Source organism: Streptomyces coelicoflavus (genome assembly GCF_045041415.1).
Taxonomy (GTDB): Bacteria; Actinomycetota; Actinomycetes; order Streptomycetales; family Streptomycetaceae; genus Streptomyces; species Streptomyces coelicoflavus.
The window spans coordinates 2,909,238-2,930,198 of sequence record NZ_CP108218.1; the positions used below are offsets into that span (position 1 = coordinate 2,909,238).

Here is a 20,961-nt window from a genome sequence, read left to right on the forward strand (position 1 = left end):
GCGGTCGCTCACCTCAGCTTCGGGTCGAGGGCGTCGCGCACCGCGTCGCCGAGCATGATGAACGCGAGGACGGTGATGGCGAGGGCTCCGGAGGGCCAGAGCAGCGCGTGCGGGGCGTTGCGCACGTAGGGGGCGGCGGAGGAGATGTCGATGCCCCAGGAGACGCTGGGCGGCTTGAGACCGACGCCGAGGAAGGACAGGGTCGCCTCCAGGGAGATGTAGGTGCCGAGCGCGATGGTCGCCACGACGATGACGGGCGCGATCGCGTTGGGCGCGATGTGGCGCAGCAGGAGGCGGGAGTTGGAGGCGCCCAGGGCACGGGCCGCCTGGACGTAGTCGTTCTGCTTGGCGGTGATGACGGAGCCGCGGGCGATGCGGGAGATCTGCGGCCAGCCGAGCAGCACGATGAAGCCGATGACCGGCCAGATGGTGTTGCTGGTGATGACGGAGAGCAGGACGAGGCCGCCCAGGACGACCGGGATCGCGAAGAAGATGTCGGTGATCCGGGACAGGACCGCGTCCCCGGCGCCCCCGAAGAACCCGGCGAGGCCGCCGAGAACGCTGCCGAGGATCGCGACGCCGAGCGTGGCGAGGATGCCGACCGCCACCGAGGTGCGGGCGCCGTAGACGGTGCGGGTGTAGACGTCGCAGCCCTGGCCGTTGAAGCCGAAGGGGTGGCCGGGCTGGGAGCCCTCCTGGGCCTTGGCCAGGTCGCACTTGAGGGGGCTGCCGGAGGCGATCAGGGACGGCCAGATGGAGATGACGACCAGGAAGAGGATCACCAGGGCCGAGATGATGAAGACGGGGTTGCGGCGCAGGTCGTGCCAGGCGTCGGACCAGAGGCTGCGCGGCTTCTCGCGGGGGTCGGCGCCGTCCGGTCCGGGCGGCTGCTCCAGCGTGACCGCCTCGCTGGTGCCGAGGTCCATCGTGCCGCCCATGCCGGTGCCGGCGATGGCGCGCTCGGGCTCGTAGGGCTCCTGGTCAGGCATAGCGGATCCTCGGGTCGAGTACGGCGTACAGGAGGTCGACGACGAGGTTGGCGACGAGGAAGACGAGGACCAGGACGGTGACGAAGCCGACCACGGTCTGGGTGTTCTGGCGCAGGATGCCCTGGTAGAGCTGGTAGCCGACGCCGTGGATGTTGAAGATCCGCTCGGTGACGATGGCGCCGCCCATCAGGGCGCCGATGTCGGTGCCGATGAAGGTGACGACGGGGATGAGGGAGTTGCGCAGCAGGTGCCGGGTGATGACCCGGTGCCGGGGCAGGCCCTTGGCGATGGCGGTGCGGACGTAGTCGGAGCGCCGGTTCTCCGCGATGGAGGTGCGGGTCAGCCGGGTGACGTAGGCCAGCGAGACCGAGGCGAGCACCAGGCCGGGGACGATCAGCTCGCCGAAGAGCGCTTCTGAGGAGACCGCCGGGTCGATCCATCCCCACTTGACGCCGAGCAGCAGCTGGAGCAGCAGGCCGGTGACGAAGGTGGGGACGGAGATGACGACGAGGGTGAGGAGCAGCACCCCGGTGTCGACGGGGCGGCCGCGGCGCAGGCCGGTGACGACGCCGAGGATGATCCCCACGATGATCTCGAAGAGGATCGCGACGATGGTCAGCCGGATGGTGACCGGGAACGCCGTGCCCATCAGCTCGGTGACCGGCTGGCCGTTGAAGGCGGTGCCGAAGTCGCCGGTGAAGACGTTGCCCATGTAGGTGGCGTACTGCCGCCACACGGGCTGGTCGAGGCCGAACTCGTGCCGCAGCTGCGCGGCCGTCGCCGGATCGCACTCCCGGTCGCCGCACAGGCCCGCGATGGGGTCGCCCATCACGTTGACCATCAGGAAGATCAGCAGCGTGGCCCCGATGAAGACCGGGATCATCTGGAGCAGCCGCCGGACGACGTAGCGTCCCATGGCGCCCCCTCAGCCGACCTTGATCTCGTTGTAGACCGGGACGCTGAAGGGGTTGAGCTTGACGTCGGAGAGCCGGTCCGAGTAGCCGGCGCTGCCGTTCTGGTACCAGAGCGGGATGGCGCCCATGTCGTCCCTGAGGACTTCCTCGGCCTGCTGGAAGAGGCCGACGGCCTTGGCGGTGTCGGTCTCGGCGTTGGCCTTGTCGACGAGGTCGTCGAACTTCTGGCTGGACCACTTGCCGTCGTTGGAGGAGGCGTTGGTGTAGTAGAGCGGCTGGAGGAAGTTCTGGATGAGCGGGTAGTCCATCTGCCAGCCGGCGCGGAAGGGGCCGCTCATCTTCTGGTCGGTGATCTGGTTGCGGAAGTCGGCGAAGGTGCCGACCGGGTTGCCGGCGCAGGCGCGGTCGTTGTCCAGGGCGTTGTTGATGGAGTTGCAGACCGCGTCGACCCACTGCTTGTGGGAGCCGGTGTCGGCGTTGTACGTGATCTTGACCTGGCCGCCGGGCAGCCCGCCGCCCTCCTTGACCAGCTTCCTGGCTTCCTCGGGGTTGTACTCGCAGGCGTCGCCGCACAGGCCCGGCTTGTAGCCGCCGTCCTTGCCGAGGACCGGTGAGGTCCAGTCGGTGGCCGGGGTGCGGGTCTGCTGGAAGATCGTGTCGGTGATCTGCTTGCGGTTGATCGCCATGGACAGGCCCTTGCGGACCTTCTCGGAGCCGGACTTGCTCCAGTCGTTGTCGTAGAACGGGAAGGCGAGCGTCTGGATGATGCCGGCGGGGGTGTTGATGTACCGGTCGCCGAGGTCGTTCTTGACGTTCTTGAGCTGGGACGCCGGGACGTCGTCGACCAGGTCGAGGTTGCCGGCGATCAGGTCCGTGTAGGCGGTGTTGTTGTCGGTGTAGACCTTGAGGTCCACGCCGCCGTTCTGCGCCTTGTCCGGGCCGGGGTAGTCGTCCCACTTGCGCAGGGACATCTGCGAGCCGCGCGTGTAGTTGTCGACCTGGTACGGGCCGTTGCCGACCGGCTTCTTCAGCCAGGCGTCGTGGTCGTCGAAGAACGCCTTGGGCAGCGGCGCGAAGGCGGCGTAGCCGAGGGTGTCGGGGAAGCTGGAGAACTTCTGGTTGAGCTTGATGGTGAAGGTGCGCGGGCCGGTCACCTTCAGCCCGGAGAGCGTGTCGGCGCTCTGCGATCCGCTCTCGGGGTGCACCTTGTCGTAGCCGTCGATGTACGCGAAGAAGTAGGCGTTGCGCTGGTTGTTCTTCAGGCTCGCGCCGTAGTTCCAGGCGTCCACGAAGGACTGGGCGGTGACCTTCTCGCCGTTGCTGAAGGTCCAGCCGTCCTTGACGGTGACGGTGAAGTTCTGCGAGTCGGAGGTCTCGATCTTCTCGGCGAGCATGTTCTTGGCCTCGCCGGTGTCGGGGTCGTACTTCTTCAGCCCCCGGAAGATCATGTCGAGGACCTTGCCGCCCTGCACCTCGTTGGTGTTGGCGGGCTCCAGCGGGTTCTGCGGGTCGCCCCAGGAGGAGCTGAGCACTCCGCCGCCGTCCCCGCCACTGCCGCCGTCCCCGCCCCCGCCGCCGCAGGCCGTCGCCGCGAGGACTACCGCCGCCGCGCAAGCGGCCCATTTGGCGTGCGTGGCTCCGCGCATGGAGTGCCTCCTCGTGCCCTGACTCGTCCTTTGCCCCATTTCAGTCAATATCCGTGGATCACCGACACTCCGCACCTTCAGTCCCACCATCCGGGGTCCCCCGCGGCCGGAGGGCAGCCGTCCACCGGCTCCGCCGCCCGCTCACCGCGCCGGAAAGGCCACTGAAAGACGACGGAAAGTCCGGCGGTGGAGCCTGGGGACCGAGGCCGGGCGCCCGCCTGACGCCCCGACGGAGAACACGACGAGGAGAACTCCATGTCCAAGATGCTGAGCCGTATCGCCGACAAGCTGCTGCCCCAGACGTCCGCCGCCGCCGGCTGCGCACCGGGCTGCTGGATGGAGCGCAGCAGCACGGGTGGCCAGTTCTACGAGTACAAGTGCTGCTACAACCCGAACTGCTCGGTGCGCTGCTTCGTCTGAGACCCGTGGCCGCCGTGCCCGAACAGGTGCACGGCGGCCATCGGCCACCGATCCACCTCTAGCGGGAATGGACAGACATGGCAGTAGCATTCGGCCAGTTGTGTCTGGCCACCGTGCTCTTCTGGTCGGGCCTGCTCAAGCTCCGGGACGTCTCCGCCTTTCGCCGGCACGTCGCCACCACCCTGCCGCGGTTGGGGGGCGGCCTTTCGGCAGCCCTGGCCCTCGCGGTTCCCGCCGTCGAGGTGGCCGCCGCGGGACTTCTGCTGATCCGGCCGTGGGCCTGGCTCGGGTGTGCCGCGGCCACGTTGCTGCTGCTGGCCTTCACCGGATATCTGATCGGCCTGATGCGGTCGCGCCCGGACGCGTCCTGCGGCTGCGCCGGAGCGGACGACACGCCGGTCTCCGAAGTGCACGTCCTGCGCAACGTCCTGCTCCTGACCGTCTGCGTCCTCACCTGGTGGGCGACCGTGCGCACCGGCGGTCCCGGCCCGGTCGCCTACGCCGTCGTCGTGGCACCCGCCGCGGTCTTCGGCGTCGCCCTGCTCCACCTCGGGGAACTGGTCTCCTTCTTCCGCCCCCCGCGCACGACCTGAGAACTGGAGTCCCTATGAGCATCGCGCTCGCCGTCCTCGCCCTGCTGGTCGCTTCCGCCGCGTGCGGTCTCTCCGTGGCCGTCGCGCTGCGCGTCAAGAAGCTCCTCGATCCGCTGACCCAGGAGGGAGCGCTGAGTCGCCGTCCGGACGAGCTCCCCGCCGTGGGCACCGTCGTCCCGCCGGTGCCCGGACTCCTCGACATGGACGGGAACGAGGTACGACTGCCCGTTCCCGGCTCGCGGCCGTGGATCCTCTCCTTCCAGTCGGTCGGATGCAGCGGCTGTGAGCAGCAGCTGCCGGGATACGCGAAGTTCCTGCGCGACGCGGGTGTCGACCGGGACCGCGTCGTCTCGTTCGTCGTCGGGGACCCGGACGGAGCGGCCCTCTACCGGGACCAGCTCGGCGAACTGGCCCACGTCGTCGCCGGGGAGAAGCAGGCACCCACGCTGATCGGCGAGTTGGGGGTGTCGATGTTCCCCACGTACCTCGTGGTGGACGGAGAGGGCAGGGTGACGGTGTCGTCCGGCAGTTCGGCCCGGCTCGCCGGCAGCGTCCCCGAGCTGTCCTCGTCGGCCCTCGCCAGGAGTTAGTGCTCATGATCAGACAAGGGCTCGCCCCGGTCCTGGGCGTTCTCTCCCTCGCACGCGAGGCCGCCGCGCTCAAGCTGGCCGCCTATGCCGCGCTCGACCTGCTCAGCGGGGCCTTCCCGGTCGCCGCCGGCTGGCTCACCAAGCTCGCCCTCGACGAGCTGGGCGCCCAGGCACCGGTGAACACCCTGGTGGCGCTGGCCGTCGGGCTGGCCCTCGTCGGCGTCGTCCAGGCCGTGGTCCCGCACGTCTCCGGCTATCTGCAGGCGGAGGTCGAGCGGGCCACCGGAACCCTGGCGCAGGGGCGGCTGTTCACCGCGGTGGGCCGGTTCGTCGGCATCGGGCCCTTCGAGGACCCGAGCTTCCTGGACAAGCTGCGCCTGGCCAAGCAGTCGGGGAAGAGCGCACCCGGCCAGGTGGTGGGAGGCGTACTGGGAACCGTGCGCGCGGGCGTCACCATCGTGGGATTCCTCAGTTCCCTCCTGGTCATCGCCCCGTTGATGGCCCTGTTCGTCCTGGTCTTCGCCGTGCCCGTGCTGGTCGCCGAGATCGTGCTGTCCCGTCGCAGGGCGGACATGATCTGGCGCATCAGCCCGCGGGAGCGCCGCGAATTCTTCTTCGACCAGTTGCTCTCCAATGTCGAGGCCGCCAAGGAAGTGCGGCTGTTCGGCATCGGCGGCTTTCTGCTGGGCCGGATGCAGACGGAGCGGCTCGCCTCGAACGCCGCTCGGCGCGGGGTGGACCGCCGTGAGCTCTCGACCCAGTCCCTGCTGGCGCTGTTCGCCGCGCTGGTGTCCGGGACCGGCCTGGTCTGGGCCATCCACAGTGCGCTGTCCGGTGGGCTCACGCTGGGAGACGTCGCGATCTTCATCGCCGCCGTCGCGGGGGTGCAGAGCTCCGTCGGCCAGCTGTCGGCCGGCGCGGCCCAGGCCCACCAGGCGCTGGTGCTGTTCGGTCACTACCAGGACGTCGTCGCCACCGAACCCGACCTGGCGCGCGCCGCCGATCCGCTGCCCGCCCCCGCCCTGGCACACGGACTCGAACTCCGCGACGTCTGGTTCCGCTACGGTCCGGACCAGCCGTGGGTACTCCGGGGGGTCGACCTCTTCATCCCCCAGGGACGGAGCACGGCCCTCGTCGGCCTCAACGGAGCGGGCAAGTCCACGCTGGTCAAGCTCCTGTGCCGGTTCTACGACCCGACGCGCGGCGCGATCCTCTGGGACGGCGTCGACATCCGCGAGTTCGACCCGGACGACCTGCGCCGGCGGACGAGCGCGGTCTTCCAGGACTTCATGCACTACGACCTCACCGCACGGGAGAACATCGCGCTCGGCGACCTGGACGCGCTGGACTCGTCCTCGCGCGTCGCCGAGGCGGCCCGCAACGCGGGCATCGACCGGACGCTGGAGGGCCTCCCCCGCGGATACGACACCCTGGTCACCCGGACCTTCTTCCCGGGCGAGGAGCAGGACGACACGACCACCGGCGTCCTGCTGTCCGGGGGCCAGATGCAGCGGCTGGCCCTGGCCCGTGCCCTGGTGCGCGAGCAGCGCGACTTCCTGATCCTGGACGAGCCCACGTCCGGCCTCGACGCCGAGGCCGAGCACGAACTGCACACGCGGCTGAGCGAGTTCCACCACGGGCGGACGAGTCTGCTCATCTCCCACCGGCTGGGTTCCGTACGGGAGGCGGACGTCATCGTCGTCCTCTCCGAGGGACGGATCACGGAACGGGGCGACCACGCCGCCCTGATGGCCCTTGACGGCTCGTACGCCCGGCTCTTCGGGCTCCAGGCCGCCGGGTACGCGGGCGGGTCCCCGTCCCTGCCGGAACACGGACCGGCCGCCGTGGAAGGAGCGGTGTCGTGATGTGGGCGGTGGCGGGCGGGTGCGCGGGACTCGTCGTCGCGGGGACGGCGCTGCTGCGCAGGCGCCTCGTCTCGGTCACCGTCACGGGACACAGCATGCTGCCGGCGTACCGGCCCGGTGACCGGGTCCTGGTGCGGCGTGGTGCCGTCCCGCGCCGCGGCCAAGTGGTCGTCGTGGAGCTCCCGGACACGGAGCGCCGCAGCTGGATTTCCGAACCGGCCGGACTGGGCAGTCCCGGAACGCCGGTGACCGAGCGCCAGTGGCTGCTCAAACGGGTCTCCGCCGTGGCCGGCGATCCGTGCGGCAGCCGGGACGAAGCGGCCGGCCTGGTGCCACCGGGCCATCTGCTGCTGCTCGGGGACAACGCGTCCGTCAGTTTCGACTCGCGTCAGATGGGGCCCTTCCCCGTGGAACGGGTTCTCGGCGCGGTGTGGCGGCGGCTGTGACCTCCGGCGCCTGTCCGGAGCTTCTTCGGAGCTTCGTCGGGGGGTCGCGGCGGACCAAGGAAACGCACACCGAGAAGAGAGGAAGACACATGCAGGACAACACGCGCGGCACGCAGGACGACGAGAGGGCGTTCCCCGTGGTGACGGAGCCGGAGGGGCAGACCGAGCTGATCGAGATCCGCATGCTCGACAAGATCGAGACCATCGACAGCAAGGCGGTCGCCCGGTAGTCACCGGGTCGTCGCCGGCCCACGGCGGACCGTTGCGTCGGAGAAGCACTCCGGGAAGGCTGGTTGTGAGACGTCCACGAGTGAAACGGGAACACATCCCGCACCGGTTCGACGACGGAACGGTCCGCCTCGGCGGCGAGGTCTACGGCATCGCGGCGGAGATCACCGACCGCCACGGGTGGGCATGGGACGCCCTGACCCTGATGGACGGGACGGCTCCACGCCAGGACATAGAGACGGCGCTGGCCGAGCGGCACCCCCGCCTCGGTGCCGACGGCGCCCGGCGGCTGGTGCGTGAGCTGATCGGCACCGGCTACGTGGAAGACGCGGCGGCCGGCCGTCCCGACGGGTTCACGGACGGCGAGATCGAGCGCTACAGCCGCAACCACGACTATTTCCGGCGCGTCGATCTGCGTCCGGGGAGCGACCCCTGGGAGGCCCAACGGCGCATCGGACGCGCCCGTGTGACGGTGCTGGGCGTCGGAGGCACGGGCAGCCACGCCGCCTGGGCGCTGACCGCAGTCGGTGTCGGAACCCTTCATCTCGTGGATCCCGACCGGGTCGAGGTGTCCAACCTGACCCGGCAGGCGCTCTACACCGAGGCCGACGTCGGCCGGGCCAAGGCCGAGGTGGCCGCGGAACGGATCGGCGCGGTCAACTCCTCGGGGAGGTTCACCTGTGACGTGCGGCGGGTGGACACCGAGGACGCGCTGCGCGAACTCGTCGCCGGCTGCGACGTCTTCGTGCTGTGCGCCGACGAGCCGCGCAACGACGTCATCAACAAGATGACCAACCGGGTCTGTGCCGGGCTGGGAGTCCCCTGGGTGACCGCCGGCTACAACGGTCCCCTGGTGACGGTCGGTGTCTACGGGCCCGAAGGTCCCTGCTTCGAGTGCGTCGGCGCGGGCGAGGAGGCCAAACTGAAGCCCGGCCGGCACCCGGATCTGGGGGGCACGGGAGCGATGGCGCCGGCCGCCGGGATCTCGGGTCAGCTCATCGCCAACGAGGTCGTCTCGCTGGTCACCGGTACCGCCCGGACGCCTCCCGGCTTCGTGCGCGGCATCAATCTGATCGCCCCGGACCATCTCGTCCACGTGCGGCACCCCGCCCGGCCGGAGTGTCCGTTGTGCAGCCGGTGACCCGTGCGGGAGGCCTCGACGTCTCCTTCCACGAACTGGAGTTCCGCCCGGACCGGGACGAGTGGATCGTCGGACGGCAGGGCACCGACGAGATCGTCGCCCTGCCCGGGATCGGCATGGACGCGATTCGGCTGCTGTCCGCCGGCCGGACGGTGGAGGAGACCAGGAGCAGCCTGCGTGCGAGCACCGGCCGGGACGTCGATGTCCGGGCCTTCGTGGAGCGGCTGGCGTCCGCCGGGCTGGTGGCGTCCATCGGTGAGCGGCGGTTTCCCGTCGCACCGGCCGCGGTCTCGTTTCCCCGGGTGCGGCCGCACCAGGTGCGCCTGCTCCTGAACCCGGTGCTGCACGCCGTCCTGCTCCTGGTCCCGGTCGCGGGTCTCGCGGTCGCGCTGACGCGTCCGGGCACCTTCCCCTCCTGGGACAGCTTCCTCTGGACGGAGTACGGCACCTTCACGGTGCTGGTGCAGTGCGTGATCGGCTGGTGCCTCATCGCCCTGCACGAGGTCGCACACCTGCTGACCGCCCGCGCCACGGGGGTGCGCGGGCGGATCCGGCTCGGTACCCGCCTCCAGTTCCTGGTGGCGCAGACCGAGGTGTCCGGCATCTGGCTCAAGGGCCGGCGGGCGCGGCTCACGGTCTACCTGTCGGGCATCGTCCTCGACTCGGTGATCTGGGGCGGCTGCCTGCTGGCTCGCGCCTGGGGAGCGGACTTCGTCCTGCTTCCCGTCGTCGTGGCGACCCTGTTCCTCGCGCTGGCGAACCAGTGCCTGGTGTTCATGCGCACGGACCTGTATTTCGTCGTCCAGGACCTGACGGGCTGCCGGAACCTGTTCACCGACACGACCCGCTACCTGCGCCACGTGGCCGCCCTGCCCTTCGGGCGCCGGGCCCCGCACCCGCTGCGCTCACTGCCCGCCCGTGAGCAGCGCTTCGTCAAGGGGTACGCCGTCGCCGTGGCCGTGGGCAGCGTGGCCTGCCTTGCCATCGGCTTGCGAGTGCTCACCGAGGTCACCTGGCCGCTGCTGCGCCGGTCCCTCGTACACATGGTGGACGGATCCGACTGGTGGCTGCGGCTCGACGCGCTCGCCACCGTCCTGGTCCTGTGCGGCATGCAGACGCTGTGGGCACGCCTGTGGTGGAAGCGCCATGGTGACCGGGTCGGGCGTGCGAGGCGGGCGGCCCGCAGGTGGCGGCGCGATCGCTGACAGGAGCCCCATAGCCTGGGGGAACGCCGCTGGTCTACCTTTCCTTGATGCACAACCGCTCGCCCCGGTTCCGTCTGCTCGGCCCCCTGGAGATCCGAGTCGACGACACCGCCGTTGTCCTCACCGGCCGCCAACGCGCCCTCTGCGCGGTCCTGCTGCTGCACGCCGACCGCGTCGTCTCCGTGGACCGGCTGGCCCAGGGTCTGTGGGACGAGCGGATGCCCAGCGCGTCGGCCGCACGGATCCGCGCCCTGGTCTCCGAGGTCCGGCACGCCTTCGGTCCGGACGGAGCCGCCCTGCTGGCCACCCGGAAGCCCGGGTACGTCCTGCGCGCCGCTCCCGCGGAGGTCGACGCGTTCCTCTTCGAAGCGCTGATCAGGGACGGGCTGCGGGCGCTGGCGCACAAGGAGTGGGCGGAGGCGTACCGCTACCACGACGACGCCCTCGCGCTGTGGCGCGGCGACCCGCTCCCCGATCTGCCGGCCATGGAGGCGGAACGCCGGCGCCTGACCGAACTGCGCATCGCCGCCGAGGAGGGCAGGGCGGAGGCGGAACTGGAGCTGGGCCGGCCGCGCTCCGCCGTCGCCGACCTGGTCCGGCTCACGTCCGAGCACCCGCTGCGCGAACGCCCGCACGCGCTGCTGATGCGCTCCCTGGCCCGGGACGGGCGGTCCCCGGACGCCCTGGCCGTCTACACCGGGCTGCGCAACCGCATGGTGAGGGAACTCGGCGTCGACCCCTCGGACGAACTCACGGAGCTCCACCGGAGGCTGCTCGTCGGAGACGCCGCCCCCCGCGCGGCCGGGTCCGCTCCCGCCGAGCCCTCCCGGCACCGCTGGGTGCCCCGCCAGCTGCCCCGGGCTCCGCACCGCTTCGTCGGCCGGAACACGGAGCTGCGCCTGCTCGACGCCTGCCGGCGGGAAGACGGCGCTCCGGCCGTGATCGTGGGGCCCGCCGGTGCCGGGAAGACCGCGCTGGCCCTGCACTGGGCCCACCGGATAGCCGACGGCTATCCCGACGGGCAGCTCTTCCTGGACATGCGGGGCTTCGACAACGCCGGTCCCATGTCCCTGGAGGAGGCGCTGCCGCTGCTGCTGCAGGGGCTGGGCTGCGCGCCGCACGACATCCCGCTGGGGCTGGACGCGCAGACCGCCCTCTACCGCACGCTCCTGGCGGGCCGTCGGGTCCTCGTCGTCCTCGACGACGTGGCCGACGCCTCGACCGTACGCCGGCTCCTTCCCTCCACCAGCGGGTCGCTCACCCTGGTGACCAGCCGGCGGAAGCTGAACGGGCTCGTCCTGGACGGGGCCCACCGGGTGACCTGCGACGTGCTGTCCCGGGAAGAGGCGCTGGAGCTGTTCGGCGCCGCGATCGGTGCCGACGCCGTGGCGGCCGACCCCGGGGCCGCGGCCCACCTGGTGGAACTCTGCGACCACCTGCCCCTCGCCCTGTGCGTCGCCGGTTCCTGGATCGGCACCGGGGCCGGGAGCGTCCGGGCCTACGTCACCAGCCTCGCGGAACGCGGCCGTCTTGCCCGGCTGCACGTGGAGGGGGAGGAGAGCGTCGCCGTACGGGCCGCGCTCGACCTGTCCTACGGGACGCTGCCCGACGAGGCGAAGTGGGTCTTCCGCTCCCTGGGGCTGATTCCGGGCACCGGCCGCTCGGTGGCCGCGACCGCGGCGGGCGCGGGACTCGACGAGTCCCACACGGCCGACCTGCTCAGGCTCGCCCAGCGGGTGCACCTGCTGCGCGACACCGAGGACGGCCGTACCGCCTGGCACGACCTCGTGCACGAGTACGCGGTGGAACGCGTGGTCACCGAGGACGCCGAGGCGGAGCGGGCCCGGGCGGTCGACCGCCTCCTCGACCACTACCTGCAGAGTGTCTCCCGCGTCGCCGAGACGTGCCGCCTCTACTGCCCGCAGCCCCGTCCGGAACCCGTCGGCGGCTCCGTCCCCCGGACCTTCCGCACCCCGGAGGAGGCCTTCGCCTGGTTCGACGAGGAGTGGGAGGACATCGCGGCGGCGATCGCGTACGCGGCCGAGCACGGGCCCGCCCGCTTCGCCTGGCAGATCGTCGACGCCTTGCAGGACCTGTTCCACCACCGCCGCCCGCTGTCCGACTGGCTGCGGCTGGCCGCGCTCGCCGGGAAGGCGGCCGAACGCGGCGGCGACCGCAGGGGCCAGGCGGTCGTCCACCTGTCGTCCGGCCACGCCCTGTGGCGGAGCGGCGACTTCAGGGGTGCCCTCGGCGCCTACGAGAGCGCACAGCTCGCGGCCCGCGACGCCGGGTGGCTGTCGGGAGAGGCACGGAGCGCGCAGGGCACGGGGGTGACGCTGAAACTGCTGGGCGAACCGCGCGAGGCACTGCCCTTCTACGACCGCGCCCTCACCCTCTACCGCACCCTCGGCATGACGGAGGCCGAGAAGATCATGCTGACCAACACGGCCTCCCTGCAGCTCGCGCTGGGGCGGCTCGCCGAGGCCGAGGAGGCGGTGACCGCGGCGCTCGCGCTCGACGCCGGCACGCAGGGGCACCTCCACTCGATGACCCTGGTGAACCACGCGCTGGTGCAGCAGAAGCAGGCGAGGTTCCGGGATGCCGCCGCCACTCTGCGGAAGGGCCTGGAGGTCTCCCGGGCCTCCGAATCGCTCTACGCGGAGGCGGTGATGCTGGAGACCCTCGGCCGGGTGCGCGACGACGCGGGCCAGGACGCCCGTGCCCTGCTCGCCTACGAGGACGCGCTCGGGCTGGCCCGGCGCGTCGGCAACCGCAACTGTCAGGTCGACTCCCTGGTGGGTCTGGCCTCCCTCGAGCTGCGCACGGGCCGGACCCGGGAGGCGGCCGCCCACCTGGACGATGCCCGGACCATCGCCGAGGAGACCGGGCACCGGACCGGCCTGATCGAGATCCTGCTGGTGCGCGGGGCCCTGCACTGCGCGGAGGGACGGTACCGGGAAGCGGCGGCGGTTCTGGAGACGGCCGGCGGGCTCGCGGTGAACGGCAGTCCCCTCACGCTGCCCCGCATCCGGATCCTGTCCGCGGTGGCCCTCCGGGAGACCGGTGAGACCACCGCCGCGACAGAGACGGCGCGGGAGGCGGTGGAGCAGGCGCGGCACTCGGGCCAGCGCCTGGTGCTGGCTCGTGCGCTGACCGCCCTCGCCGCCGCCCGCGAGGCCGCCGGTGACCTCCGGTCCCCCGCCGGGTACCGCGACGAGGCGGAGACGTTGTTCGACGCGATCGGCGTCCCGTCCTCCTGCCGGACGGCCACCGGACACCGGACGGCCACCGGACACCGTGGGGCCGCCGCCGCGCCGGACCGGAGCCCGGCGGCACGGATCCCCGCGGCACGGAGCGCGCGGCCTCCCCTGCCGGACGACGCGGCGGAACGTCTCGCGCGCTACCTCGCCGATCACTTCGACGACCTCACGGACGACGGGCCCGGCACGGGTGGGCGGCTATGACGCCATGGCCGCCCACACCGGACGGCCGCCGTGCACGATCTCGTCCCTGCGCAGGATCCGCTCGTGCAGCATGCGCAGCCTGCCCCCGGGCTCGACGCCGAGTTCCGCGACGAACCGTGAGCGGATGGAGCGGAAACAGCGCAGCGCCTCGTCCTGGCGTCCGCTGCGGTACAGCGCCAGCATCAGCAGACTGGCGATCCGTTCGTCCAGGGGATGGGCCTCGGCCAGCTCGTGGAGCAACGGCACGTAGTCGTCGCAGCGCCCGAGGCCGAGCGCGAGTTCCGCGCTGTTAATCCTCGCGGCCCGCAGCTCCTGACCGAACGTCACGCGCGCGGCCTCCGCCCATGCCGTCCGGACATCGGACAGGGGACGGCCGTGGCACAGGGCCAGCGCCCTCTCGTAGCACTCCAGGGCAGCCTCCTCCTCTCCCCGGCACTGTGCGTTCCTGGCCTGCCGGACGAGGGCGCGGAAGCGGAGGACGTCGACCGTCTCCTCGGCCGCGACCAGGGTGTATCCGCCCGGCCGCCGGACCACGTCGCACGCGGTGTCCGGCGCGGCGACCGCGTGCAGCGCCTTGCGCAGCCGGGTCGCCACTGTGTAGAGGGCGTCGCGGGGGTGGGCCGGGACCCTGCTCTCCCAGACCCGGCCGATCGTGTCCTCGTCGGTGATGAAGGAGTTCGCGGACCAGGCCAGCGTGGCCAGAAGGCGGCCGACGGTCGGGCTGACCGGAATGTTTCCACCGTCTGTGGCGCGAAGCTCGATACAACCCAGGATCTGTACGTTCACGCGGTCCCCTGAAGGTCTTCGTCGGTCTGTGTCAGTGGTCTGGTGTCAGCGGCACCTCTCACTGTGCGGACCGGACGTTCGGGTTCTGCATGGATCACGCACGGACGTCGCAGGACAGCGCGGTGATTTGTCCGGTCGGCCACGCAATGGATCACCGGAAAGTGATGCAAACCCGTTACTTTGCGACCCTCAGGTGTACGCATTCCGACGACCCGGCGCCCATATAACGAACACCTTGCCCGATTGGTCCAGTTGGCCCGATGTAAGGCACGGATCGATCACGACGCGCTACACGCGTAACTACGGAATGACCAAGAGGAGGCAAAGAAAGTAAAGACAAGGTCAACTCGAGCCAGATTTTATTGACCTTGAACGAATTGCGTTGAAAAAGTCCGGCGTAGCCCGTAGGGGGACGCCCTGCGGAGTCATCAGACCCTCCCTTGGGCCAGGAGCACCATGACCCCCCCAACTCCATCAGCGGCCGCCCCGCTCGAGGTGACCGACGAAACCGTCGACAAGTCACCCATGCCCGCCACCCCCAAGGGCAGCGACAGCCGTTCACCAGGCCGACTGGCCTGGATCCGCTTCAAGCGGGACAAGACGGGCGTCATATCCGCGTGCATCGTGATCTTCTTCTTCGTGATCGCGCTCGCGGCGCCCCTCATCGCCAAGCTGTACGGCAAGGACCCGTACACCACGTACGCCAGCGCACGACCCGAACTGCTGGACGCCTTCTCGTACCCGGCCGGCCCGAACGGCGGCATGAGTTCGGAGTTCTGGTTCGGCATCGAGCCGCAGCTCGGCCGGGACGTGTTCACCTTCCTGCTGTACGGCATCCGGACCTCGCTGGGCCTCGCGGTGGCCGCCACGATCGTCACGGCCATCCTCGGCGTCGTCATCGGCACCACGGCGGGCTACCTCGGCGGCAAGACGGACTACTTCGTCGGCCGGGTCATCGACATCCTGCTGTCGTTCCCGTCCACGCTGTTCTTCATCGCGTTCATGCCGGTCATCTACGGCCTGTTCGTCGCGTCGGACGAGAACATCCCGACCTCTCTGCGGGCCATCTCCCTGATCATCGTGCTGTCCGGCTTCGGCTGGGCCTCGCTCGCCCGACTGCTGCGCGGTCAGGTACTCGGCCTGCGCGAGCGGGAGTTCGTGGAGGCCGCGAAGGTCACGGGCGCGTCTCCTTGGCGCATCGTCTTCAAGGAGCTGCTGCCGAATCTCTGGACTCCGATCATCATCCAGACCACGCTGATGCTGCCGATGTTCGTCACCGCCGAGGCGGGGCTGGCATTCCTCGGCGTCGGCATGATCGACCCGACGCCGGACTGGGGCGTCATGATCCAGCGAGGCGCCCAGTTCTACACCGAGGACCTCACCTTCATGCTCTTCCCGGGCCTCTCCATGGTGATCTTCGTCCTCGCCTTCAACCTGCTCGGCGACTCGGTGCGCGACGCGCTCGACCCGAAGACCAAGCGCTGATCCGTTCCTTCCCCGGTCCGTACACAGGAATCTGGCCGGCCACCTCCGTCCCGTTTGACCACCCTTGGTAGGTTCTCCATGGCTTTCTCCCGCAGAAACTTCCTCATAGCGACCGGTGTCGTCGCGGCCTCCTCCTCGGTCCTGACCGCCTGTGGCGGCAGTGACAACAAGGGCGGCGGCGGCAAGAGCGACGCCCCGAAGGTCACCGGCTCCAAGACCGTCAACATCCTGGTCGGCACGAAGGCCGACTCGACCGGTCCGGCGCCCGAGGTCAAGGACGCGGTGAAGGGCGGGATCGTCCACTCGCTCGACCAGTTCGACATGGACCACATGGACCCGGCGCAGATCTACGTCTCCACCGAGGGCGCCATCACCGTCCCGATCATGCGCGGTCTGACCGGCTACAAGCTCGACGACAAGGGCGGCTGCACCCTGGTCGGCGACGTCGCCACCGACGCCGGCACGATGAAGGACGGCGGCAAGACCTGGTCGTTCACCCTGAAGGACGGCGTGAAGTGGGAGGACGGCTCCGACGTCACCGTGGACGACGTCCGCCACACCTTCGAGCGCCTCTTCGCCGACTTCGTCACCGAGGGCCCGCGCTACGTGCAGCAGTTCCTCGTCGGCGGCGACAAGTACAAGGGCCCGTACGACGGCAAGCAGCTCGACTCCGTCGAGGTCGACGGCAAGACCATCACCTTCCGCCTCAACGAGCCCCGCGCCGACTTCAACTTCACGCTGGCCATGCGCGGCTACTCCCTCGTGCCCAAGGCGAAGGACACCAAGCAGAAGTACGACAGCCGTCCGTTCTCCTGCGGGCCCTACAAGATCAGCGAGCGCAGCGTCGGCAAGTCCCTGACCTACGTGCGCAACGAGCACTGGGACCCGAAGACGGACGCGATCCGCAACGCCTACCCGGACCAGTACCAGTTCCGGTTCGGCTACCAGCCGCTGGCCGCCACCGACCGCTTCATCGCCGACTCCGGCGAGGACCAGCAGGCCATGGCGATCTTCAACGAGGTCGCGCCGGAGCGCGTCGCCAAGGTGCTCACCGACCCGAACCTGAAGAAGCGCGTCCTCACCGCGGTCGACACGGTCACCTACTACTGGCCGATCAACACCACCCGCATCAAGGACCTCAAGGTCCGCCAGGCCATCAACCACGCCTGGCCGCACCAGCAGCTGCAGACGATCAAGGGCGGCGCCGCGGTCAGCGAGATCGCCACCACGATCCTGAGCCCGGTGACCCCCGGCTACGAGAAGTTCGACCTGTACGGCGTCGACAAGAAGCCCGGCGGCGACCCGGAGAAGGCCAAGGCGCTGCTGAAGGAGGCCGGCAAGGTCGGCCAGAAGCTGGTCATCGCGTACCAGACCTCGGACAACGCGCTGAAGCAGGCCGTCGCGATCAAGAACGCCCTGGAGGCCGCGGGCTTCAAGGTCGTCAACAAGCAGCTCGACAAGTCGACCTTCTACACCCAGATCGGCAAGATCGACAACGGCTACGACCTGTTCGCGGCCGGCTGGAGCCCGGACTGGCCGAACGGCTACTCGGTCTTCTACCCGTGCTGGAGCGGCGAGAACATCGGCAACGGCCGCAGCAACTACGCCCAGCTGGACGACGCCAGCGTGAACAAGGCGATCAACGCCGCGTCCAAGATCGCTGACGCGGAGGAGGCCAACAAGGCCTGGGGCGCCATCGACCGCCAGATCATGGAGCTGGCGCCGGTCGTGCCGGACTACCACTCGATCCGCAACTGGATGTACGGATCGAAGATCGGCAACGTCGTGTTCGACTACGGCAACACCTGCATCGCCCTCTGCAAGCTCTACGTCAAGAAGTAAGCGCGCAGACGCACAGGGGGGCGGCCACCACCCATATGGCCGCCCCCCTGAGGCCCACCCCCCTCTCACCCCGGCGACGGCGCCCCGTCCGGAAAGTCACGCCCCATGTTCCGCTTCCTAGTCCGCCGAGTCTTCGGCGCGTTGGTCATCCTGTTGATCATCAGCGCCATCACCTTCTGGCTCTTCTACGCCGTGCCGCGCGACCCCGCCATGATGTCCTGCGGCAAGAACTGCACGCCGGAGAACCTTGAGCAGATCCGGAAGAACCTGGGCATCGACGAGTCGATCGTCATGCAGTACTGGCACTGGCTCGCCGGCATCTTCGCGGGCCGCGACTACGCCGGTTACGGCAACTGCGAAGCGCCGTGCCTCGGCTACTCGTTCGCCAACAGCCAGCCCGTCTTCGGCACGATCATGGACCGGCTGCCGCTGACCCTGTCGCTCGCCTTCGGTGCGGCCATCTTCTTCCTGATCATCGGCATCGGCGCCGGCATGCTCGCGGCCTCGAAGCAGGGCAAGTTCCTGGACAAGTTCGCCAGTTCCGTGTCGCTGCTCGGCTCCTCGCTGCAGATCTACTTCGTCGGCTACATCGCCATGTTCTTCCTGGTCGGTGAGCTCGGCGTCCTCAGCCAGCCGTCGTACACGCCACTGACCGAGGACCCGGTCGCCTGGGTGTCCGGTCTGCTGCTGCCCTGGCTGGTGCTGTCGATCATCTTCACCGCCAACTACACCCGTATGACGCGCTCCCAGATGGTGGAGCAGCTCAGCGAGGACTACGTGCGCACCGCGCGGGCCAAGGGCCTGTCGAAGCGCAACGTCTTCTTCCGCTTCGCCTGGCGCGGTGCGATGGGCCCGATCGTCACCATCTTCGGTGTCGACCTCGGTGTCCTGATCGGCGGCGCCATCATCACCGAGACGACCTTCAGCCTCCAGGGCATCGGCCGGCTCGCGATCGACTCCGTGAACAAGAGCGACCTGCCCATGCTGCTCGGCGTCACCGTGCTGGCGGCCGGCGCCATCGTGCTCTTCAACATCGTCGTCGACGCGGTCTACGCCCTCATCGACCCGCGGATCCGGCTCGCCTGACCTGCGCCCGCCACAGTCGCCTCTCTAACCGCCCCACCCCGCTACCCCCCGCATCATCTCCTGGAGCGTCCCCGTGACGAGCACCGAACAGCAGCCCTTCCTCTCCGTCAGGGACTTGAAGGTCCACTTCTCCACCGAGGACGGCATCGTCAAGGCCGTCGACGGGCTCTCCTTCGATCTCGCCAAGGGCAAGACGCTCGGCATCGTCGGCGAGTCGGGCTCGGGCAAGTCGGTCACCAACCTGACGATCCTGGGCCTGCACGACCGGGACCACACCTCGATCGAGGGCGAGATCCTCCTCGACGACAAGGACCTGCTCACCGCGACCGAGCGGGAGCTGGAGCGGCTGCGCGGCAACAAGATGGCCATGATCTTCCAGGACGCGCTGGCCTCGCTGTCGCCGTACCACACCATCGGCAAGCAGATCGGCGAGACGTACCGCAAGCACACCGGCGCCTCCAAGAAGGAGGCGCGTGTGCGGGCGATCGAGATGCTGCGCCGGGTGGGCATCCCGCAGCCGGAGATGCGGGTGGACGACTACCCGCACCAGTTCTCCGGCGGCATGCGCCAGCGCGCGATGATCGCGATGGCCCTGGTCTGCGACCCCGAGCTGCTCATCGCGGACGAGCCGACCACGGCCCTGGACGTGACGGTCCAGGCGCAGATCATGGACCTGCTCAAGGACCTCCAGCAGGAGTTCGGCACGGCCATCGTCTTCATCACCCACGACCTCGGCGTCATCGCCGACATCGCGGACGACGTCCTGGTGATGTACGGCGGCCGGTGCGTGGAGCGGGGGACGAAGGAGGAGGTGCTGCGCGACCCGCAGCACCCCTACACGCTGGGCCTGATGAGCTCGATGCCGAGCCTGGACGGGCCGGTCGACGTGCCGCTGGAGCCGATTCCGGGCTCGCCCCCCTCGCTGCTCAACCCGCCCACGGGCTGCCGGTTCCACCCGCGGTGCGCCTTCGTCGAGAAGGTCGAGGGCGGGCTGTGCTCCTCCGAGCAGCCGGTGCTCGCGGTGCTCGACGGCCGCGGGTCCGCCTGCCACCTTCCCAAGGAGCAGCGCAGGGAGCTGTTCGCCGACTCCATCGCCTCGCGGCACAACTGACGTACAAGAGACAGGACTTCACCATCATGAGCAACGCGGAAACGCTCCTGGACGTCAGCGGCCTGACCAAGCACTTCCCGATCAAGGGCGGTTTCCCGATCTCCCGCACGGTCGGTGCGGTCCGGGCCGTGGACGGCCTCGACTTCACGGTGGGCGCGGGCGAGAGCCTGGGTCTGGTCGGCGAGTCCGGGTGCGGCAAGTCGACCACCGGCCGGCTGATCACCCGCCTGCTGGAGCCCACCGGCGGCAAGGTCGTCTACCAGGGCCAGGACATCACGCACGCGGGACGCAGGGCGCTCGCGCCGATCAGGTCCGAGATCCAGATGATCTTCCAGGACCCGTACGCGTCCCTCAACCCGCGCCAGACCGTCGGCAAGATCATCGCGGGTCCGATGGAGATCAACAACATCAACCCGGCCGGCGGCCGCGAGAACCGCGTGCGCGAGCTGCTGGAGATCGTGGGTCTCAACCCCGAGCACTTCAACCGCTTCCCGCACGAGTTCTCCGGCGGCCAGCGCCAGCGCATCGGCGTCGCCCGCGCCCTGGCCCTGGAGCCGAAGCTGATCGTGGCCGACGAGCCGGTCTCCGCGCTCGACGTGTCCATCCAGGCACAGGTCGTCAACCTGCTCCAGAAGGTGCAGCGGGAACTGGGCATCGCGTTCGTCTTCATCGCCCACGACCTGGCCGTCGTACGGCACTTCTCGCAGCGCGTCGCGGTCATGTACCTGGGTAAGATCATGGAGATCGCCGACCGCGACGACCTGTACGAGAACCCGCGTCACCCCTACACGCGCGCCCTGCTCTCCGCCGTGCCCGAGGCCACGGTGGAGGACACGCCCCGCGAGCGCATCCGGCTCGTCGGCGACGTGCCCTCGCCGATCAACCCGCCCTCGGGCTGCCGCTTCCGCACCCGCTGCTGGAAGGCGACGGAGAAGTGCGCGTCCGAGGCCCCGCCGCTGGTCCAGGTGGAGGGCAACAAGGCCGGTCACCTGACCGCCTGTCACTACCCCGAGACGGACGACGTGGCCTCGCCCCGTCTCACCAAGAGCCCCGGGGCGGCTGCCTGACAACACCCCTTTTCTGTCGGCACCGCCCACGGAAGGGACCGTCCAAGGCCCATTGACCCGAGCCCGGATCCGTCCGCTTCCAG

At 69.8% G+C, this 20,961-nt stretch carries 18 protein-coding genes; 14 read left to right on the forward strand and 4 right to left on the reverse strand.

Annotation, left to right across the window (positions count from 1 at the left end; all coding sequences use genetic code 11):
* Positions 1–8: 8 nt before the first annotated feature.
* Genes OHA99_RS12695 through OHA99_RS12705 form a run of 3 tightly spaced genes read right to left on the reverse strand, consistent with a single transcriptional unit; the run spans position 9 to position 3,549 of the window.
* On the reverse strand, positions 9–989 hold the full coding sequence (locus tag OHA99_RS12695; RefSeq protein ID WP_194279935.1) for an ABC transporter permease: 981 nt from the start codon (positions 987–989) through the stop codon (positions 9–11).
* A complete protein-coding gene (locus OHA99_RS12700) occupies positions 982–1,905 on the reverse strand; it encodes an ABC transporter permease (protein ID WP_153178101.1) in 924 nt (307 codons plus the stop codon). The genes OHA99_RS12695 and OHA99_RS12700 overlap by 8 nt, the downstream gene beginning before the upstream one ends.
* Before the next feature lie 9 nt (positions 1,906–1,914).
* Entirely contained in the window at positions 1,915–3,549 is a 1,635-nt protein-coding gene (locus OHA99_RS12705) for an ABC transporter substrate-binding protein (RefSeq protein ID WP_381606838.1), read from the reverse strand.
* A 255-nt stretch (positions 3,550–3,804) separates the two neighbouring features.
* Between OHA99_RS12705 and OHA99_RS12710 the strand changes: the two genes are divergently transcribed.
* From OHA99_RS12710 to OHA99_RS12750, 9 genes are all read left to right on the forward strand, one after another.
* Positions 3,805–3,969, forward strand: a complete 165-nt coding sequence (locus tag OHA99_RS12710; RefSeq protein WP_153178103.1) for a hypothetical protein — start codon at positions 3,805–3,807, stop codon at positions 3,967–3,969.
* A gap of 77 nt (positions 3,970–4,046) precedes the next feature.
* Positions 4,047–4,562 carry a MauE/DoxX family redox-associated membrane protein gene (locus OHA99_RS12715; protein WP_153178104.1) on the forward strand — a complete coding sequence of 172 codons (516 nt, stop codon included), beginning with the start codon at positions 4,047–4,049 and terminating at the stop codon, positions 4,560–4,562.
* Positions 4,563–4,576: 14 nt separating this feature from the next.
* Entirely contained in the window at positions 4,577–5,152 is a 576-nt protein-coding gene (locus OHA99_RS12720; RefSeq protein WP_366473470.1) for a hypothetical protein, read from the forward strand.
* A gap of 5 nt (positions 5,153–5,157) precedes the next feature.
* On the forward strand, positions 5,158–7,017 hold the full coding sequence (locus OHA99_RS12725) for an ABC transporter ATP-binding protein (RefSeq protein WP_405695771.1): 1,860 nt from the start codon (positions 5,158–5,160) through the stop codon (positions 7,015–7,017).
* Complete coding sequence (gene lepB, locus OHA99_RS12730) at positions 7,017–7,463, forward strand: signal peptidase I (RefSeq protein WP_153181766.1); 447 nt, start codon at positions 7,017–7,019, stop codon at positions 7,461–7,463. The genes OHA99_RS12725 and lepB overlap by 1 nt, the downstream gene beginning before the upstream one ends.
* An 89-nt stretch (positions 7,464–7,552) precedes the next feature.
* Positions 7,553–7,693: a hypothetical protein gene (locus OHA99_RS12735; RefSeq protein WP_153178107.1), complete on the forward strand. Its 141-nt coding sequence runs from the start codon at positions 7,553–7,555 to the stop codon at positions 7,691–7,693.
* Positions 7,694–7,773: 80 nt separating this feature from the next.
* A complete protein-coding gene (locus OHA99_RS12740) occupies positions 7,774–8,832 on the forward strand; it encodes a ThiF family adenylyltransferase (protein WP_228126114.1) in 1,059 nt (352 codons plus the stop codon).
* Positions 8,829–10,037 carry a hypothetical protein gene (locus tag OHA99_RS12745; protein ID WP_405695773.1) on the forward strand — a complete coding sequence of 403 codons (1,209 nt, stop codon included), beginning with the start codon at positions 8,829–8,831 and terminating at the stop codon, positions 10,035–10,037. Before OHA99_RS12740 ends, OHA99_RS12745 begins: the two co-directional genes overlap by 4 nt.
* Before the next feature lie 47 nt (positions 10,038–10,084).
* Entirely contained in the window at positions 10,085–13,501 is a 3,417-nt protein-coding gene (locus OHA99_RS12750; protein ID WP_405695774.1) for a BTAD domain-containing putative transcriptional regulator, read from the forward strand.
* On the opposite strand, the gene OHA99_RS12755 is transcribed toward OHA99_RS12750, so the two are convergent.
* The gene (locus tag OHA99_RS12755) at positions 13,496–14,287 is read right to left on the reverse strand and encodes an AfsR/SARP family transcriptional regulator (RefSeq protein ID WP_366473474.1); all 792 of its coding nucleotides are present in this window, start codon (positions 14,285–14,287) and stop codon (positions 13,496–13,498) included. The two genes, OHA99_RS12750 and OHA99_RS12755, sit on opposite strands and share 6 nt — an antisense overlap.
* A gap of 456 nt (positions 14,288–14,743) precedes the next feature.
* Here OHA99_RS12755 and OHA99_RS12760 point away from each other — a divergent pair, with 456 nt between their 5' ends.
* From OHA99_RS12760 to OHA99_RS12780, 5 genes are all read left to right on the forward strand, one after another.
* Positions 14,744–15,772: an ABC transporter permease gene (locus OHA99_RS12760; RefSeq protein WP_228126116.1), complete on the forward strand. Its 1,029-nt coding sequence runs from the start codon at positions 14,744–14,746 to the stop codon at positions 15,770–15,772.
* Between the two features lie 78 nt (positions 15,773–15,850).
* Positions 15,851–17,614 carry an ABC transporter substrate-binding protein gene (locus OHA99_RS12765; RefSeq protein WP_153178112.1) on the forward strand — a complete coding sequence of 588 codons (1,764 nt, stop codon included), beginning with the start codon at positions 15,851–15,853 and terminating at the stop codon, positions 17,612–17,614.
* Between the two features lie 105 nt (positions 17,615–17,719).
* Positions 17,720–18,700 (forward strand): ABC transporter permease, encoded by a 981-nt coding sequence (locus tag OHA99_RS12770; protein ID WP_153178113.1) that lies wholly within the window; start codon positions 17,720–17,722, stop codon positions 18,698–18,700.
* 73 nt (positions 18,701–18,773) lie between these two features.
* A complete protein-coding gene (locus tag OHA99_RS12775) occupies positions 18,774–19,811 on the forward strand; it encodes an ABC transporter ATP-binding protein (protein WP_405695779.1) in 1,038 nt (345 codons plus the stop codon).
* Positions 19,812–19,837: 26 nt separating this feature from the next.
* Complete coding sequence (locus OHA99_RS12780; protein ID WP_054099121.1) at positions 19,838–20,878, forward strand: ABC transporter ATP-binding protein; 1,041 nt, start codon at positions 19,838–19,840, stop codon at positions 20,876–20,878.
* The last annotated feature ends 83 nt before the right edge of the window (positions 20,879–20,961 follow it).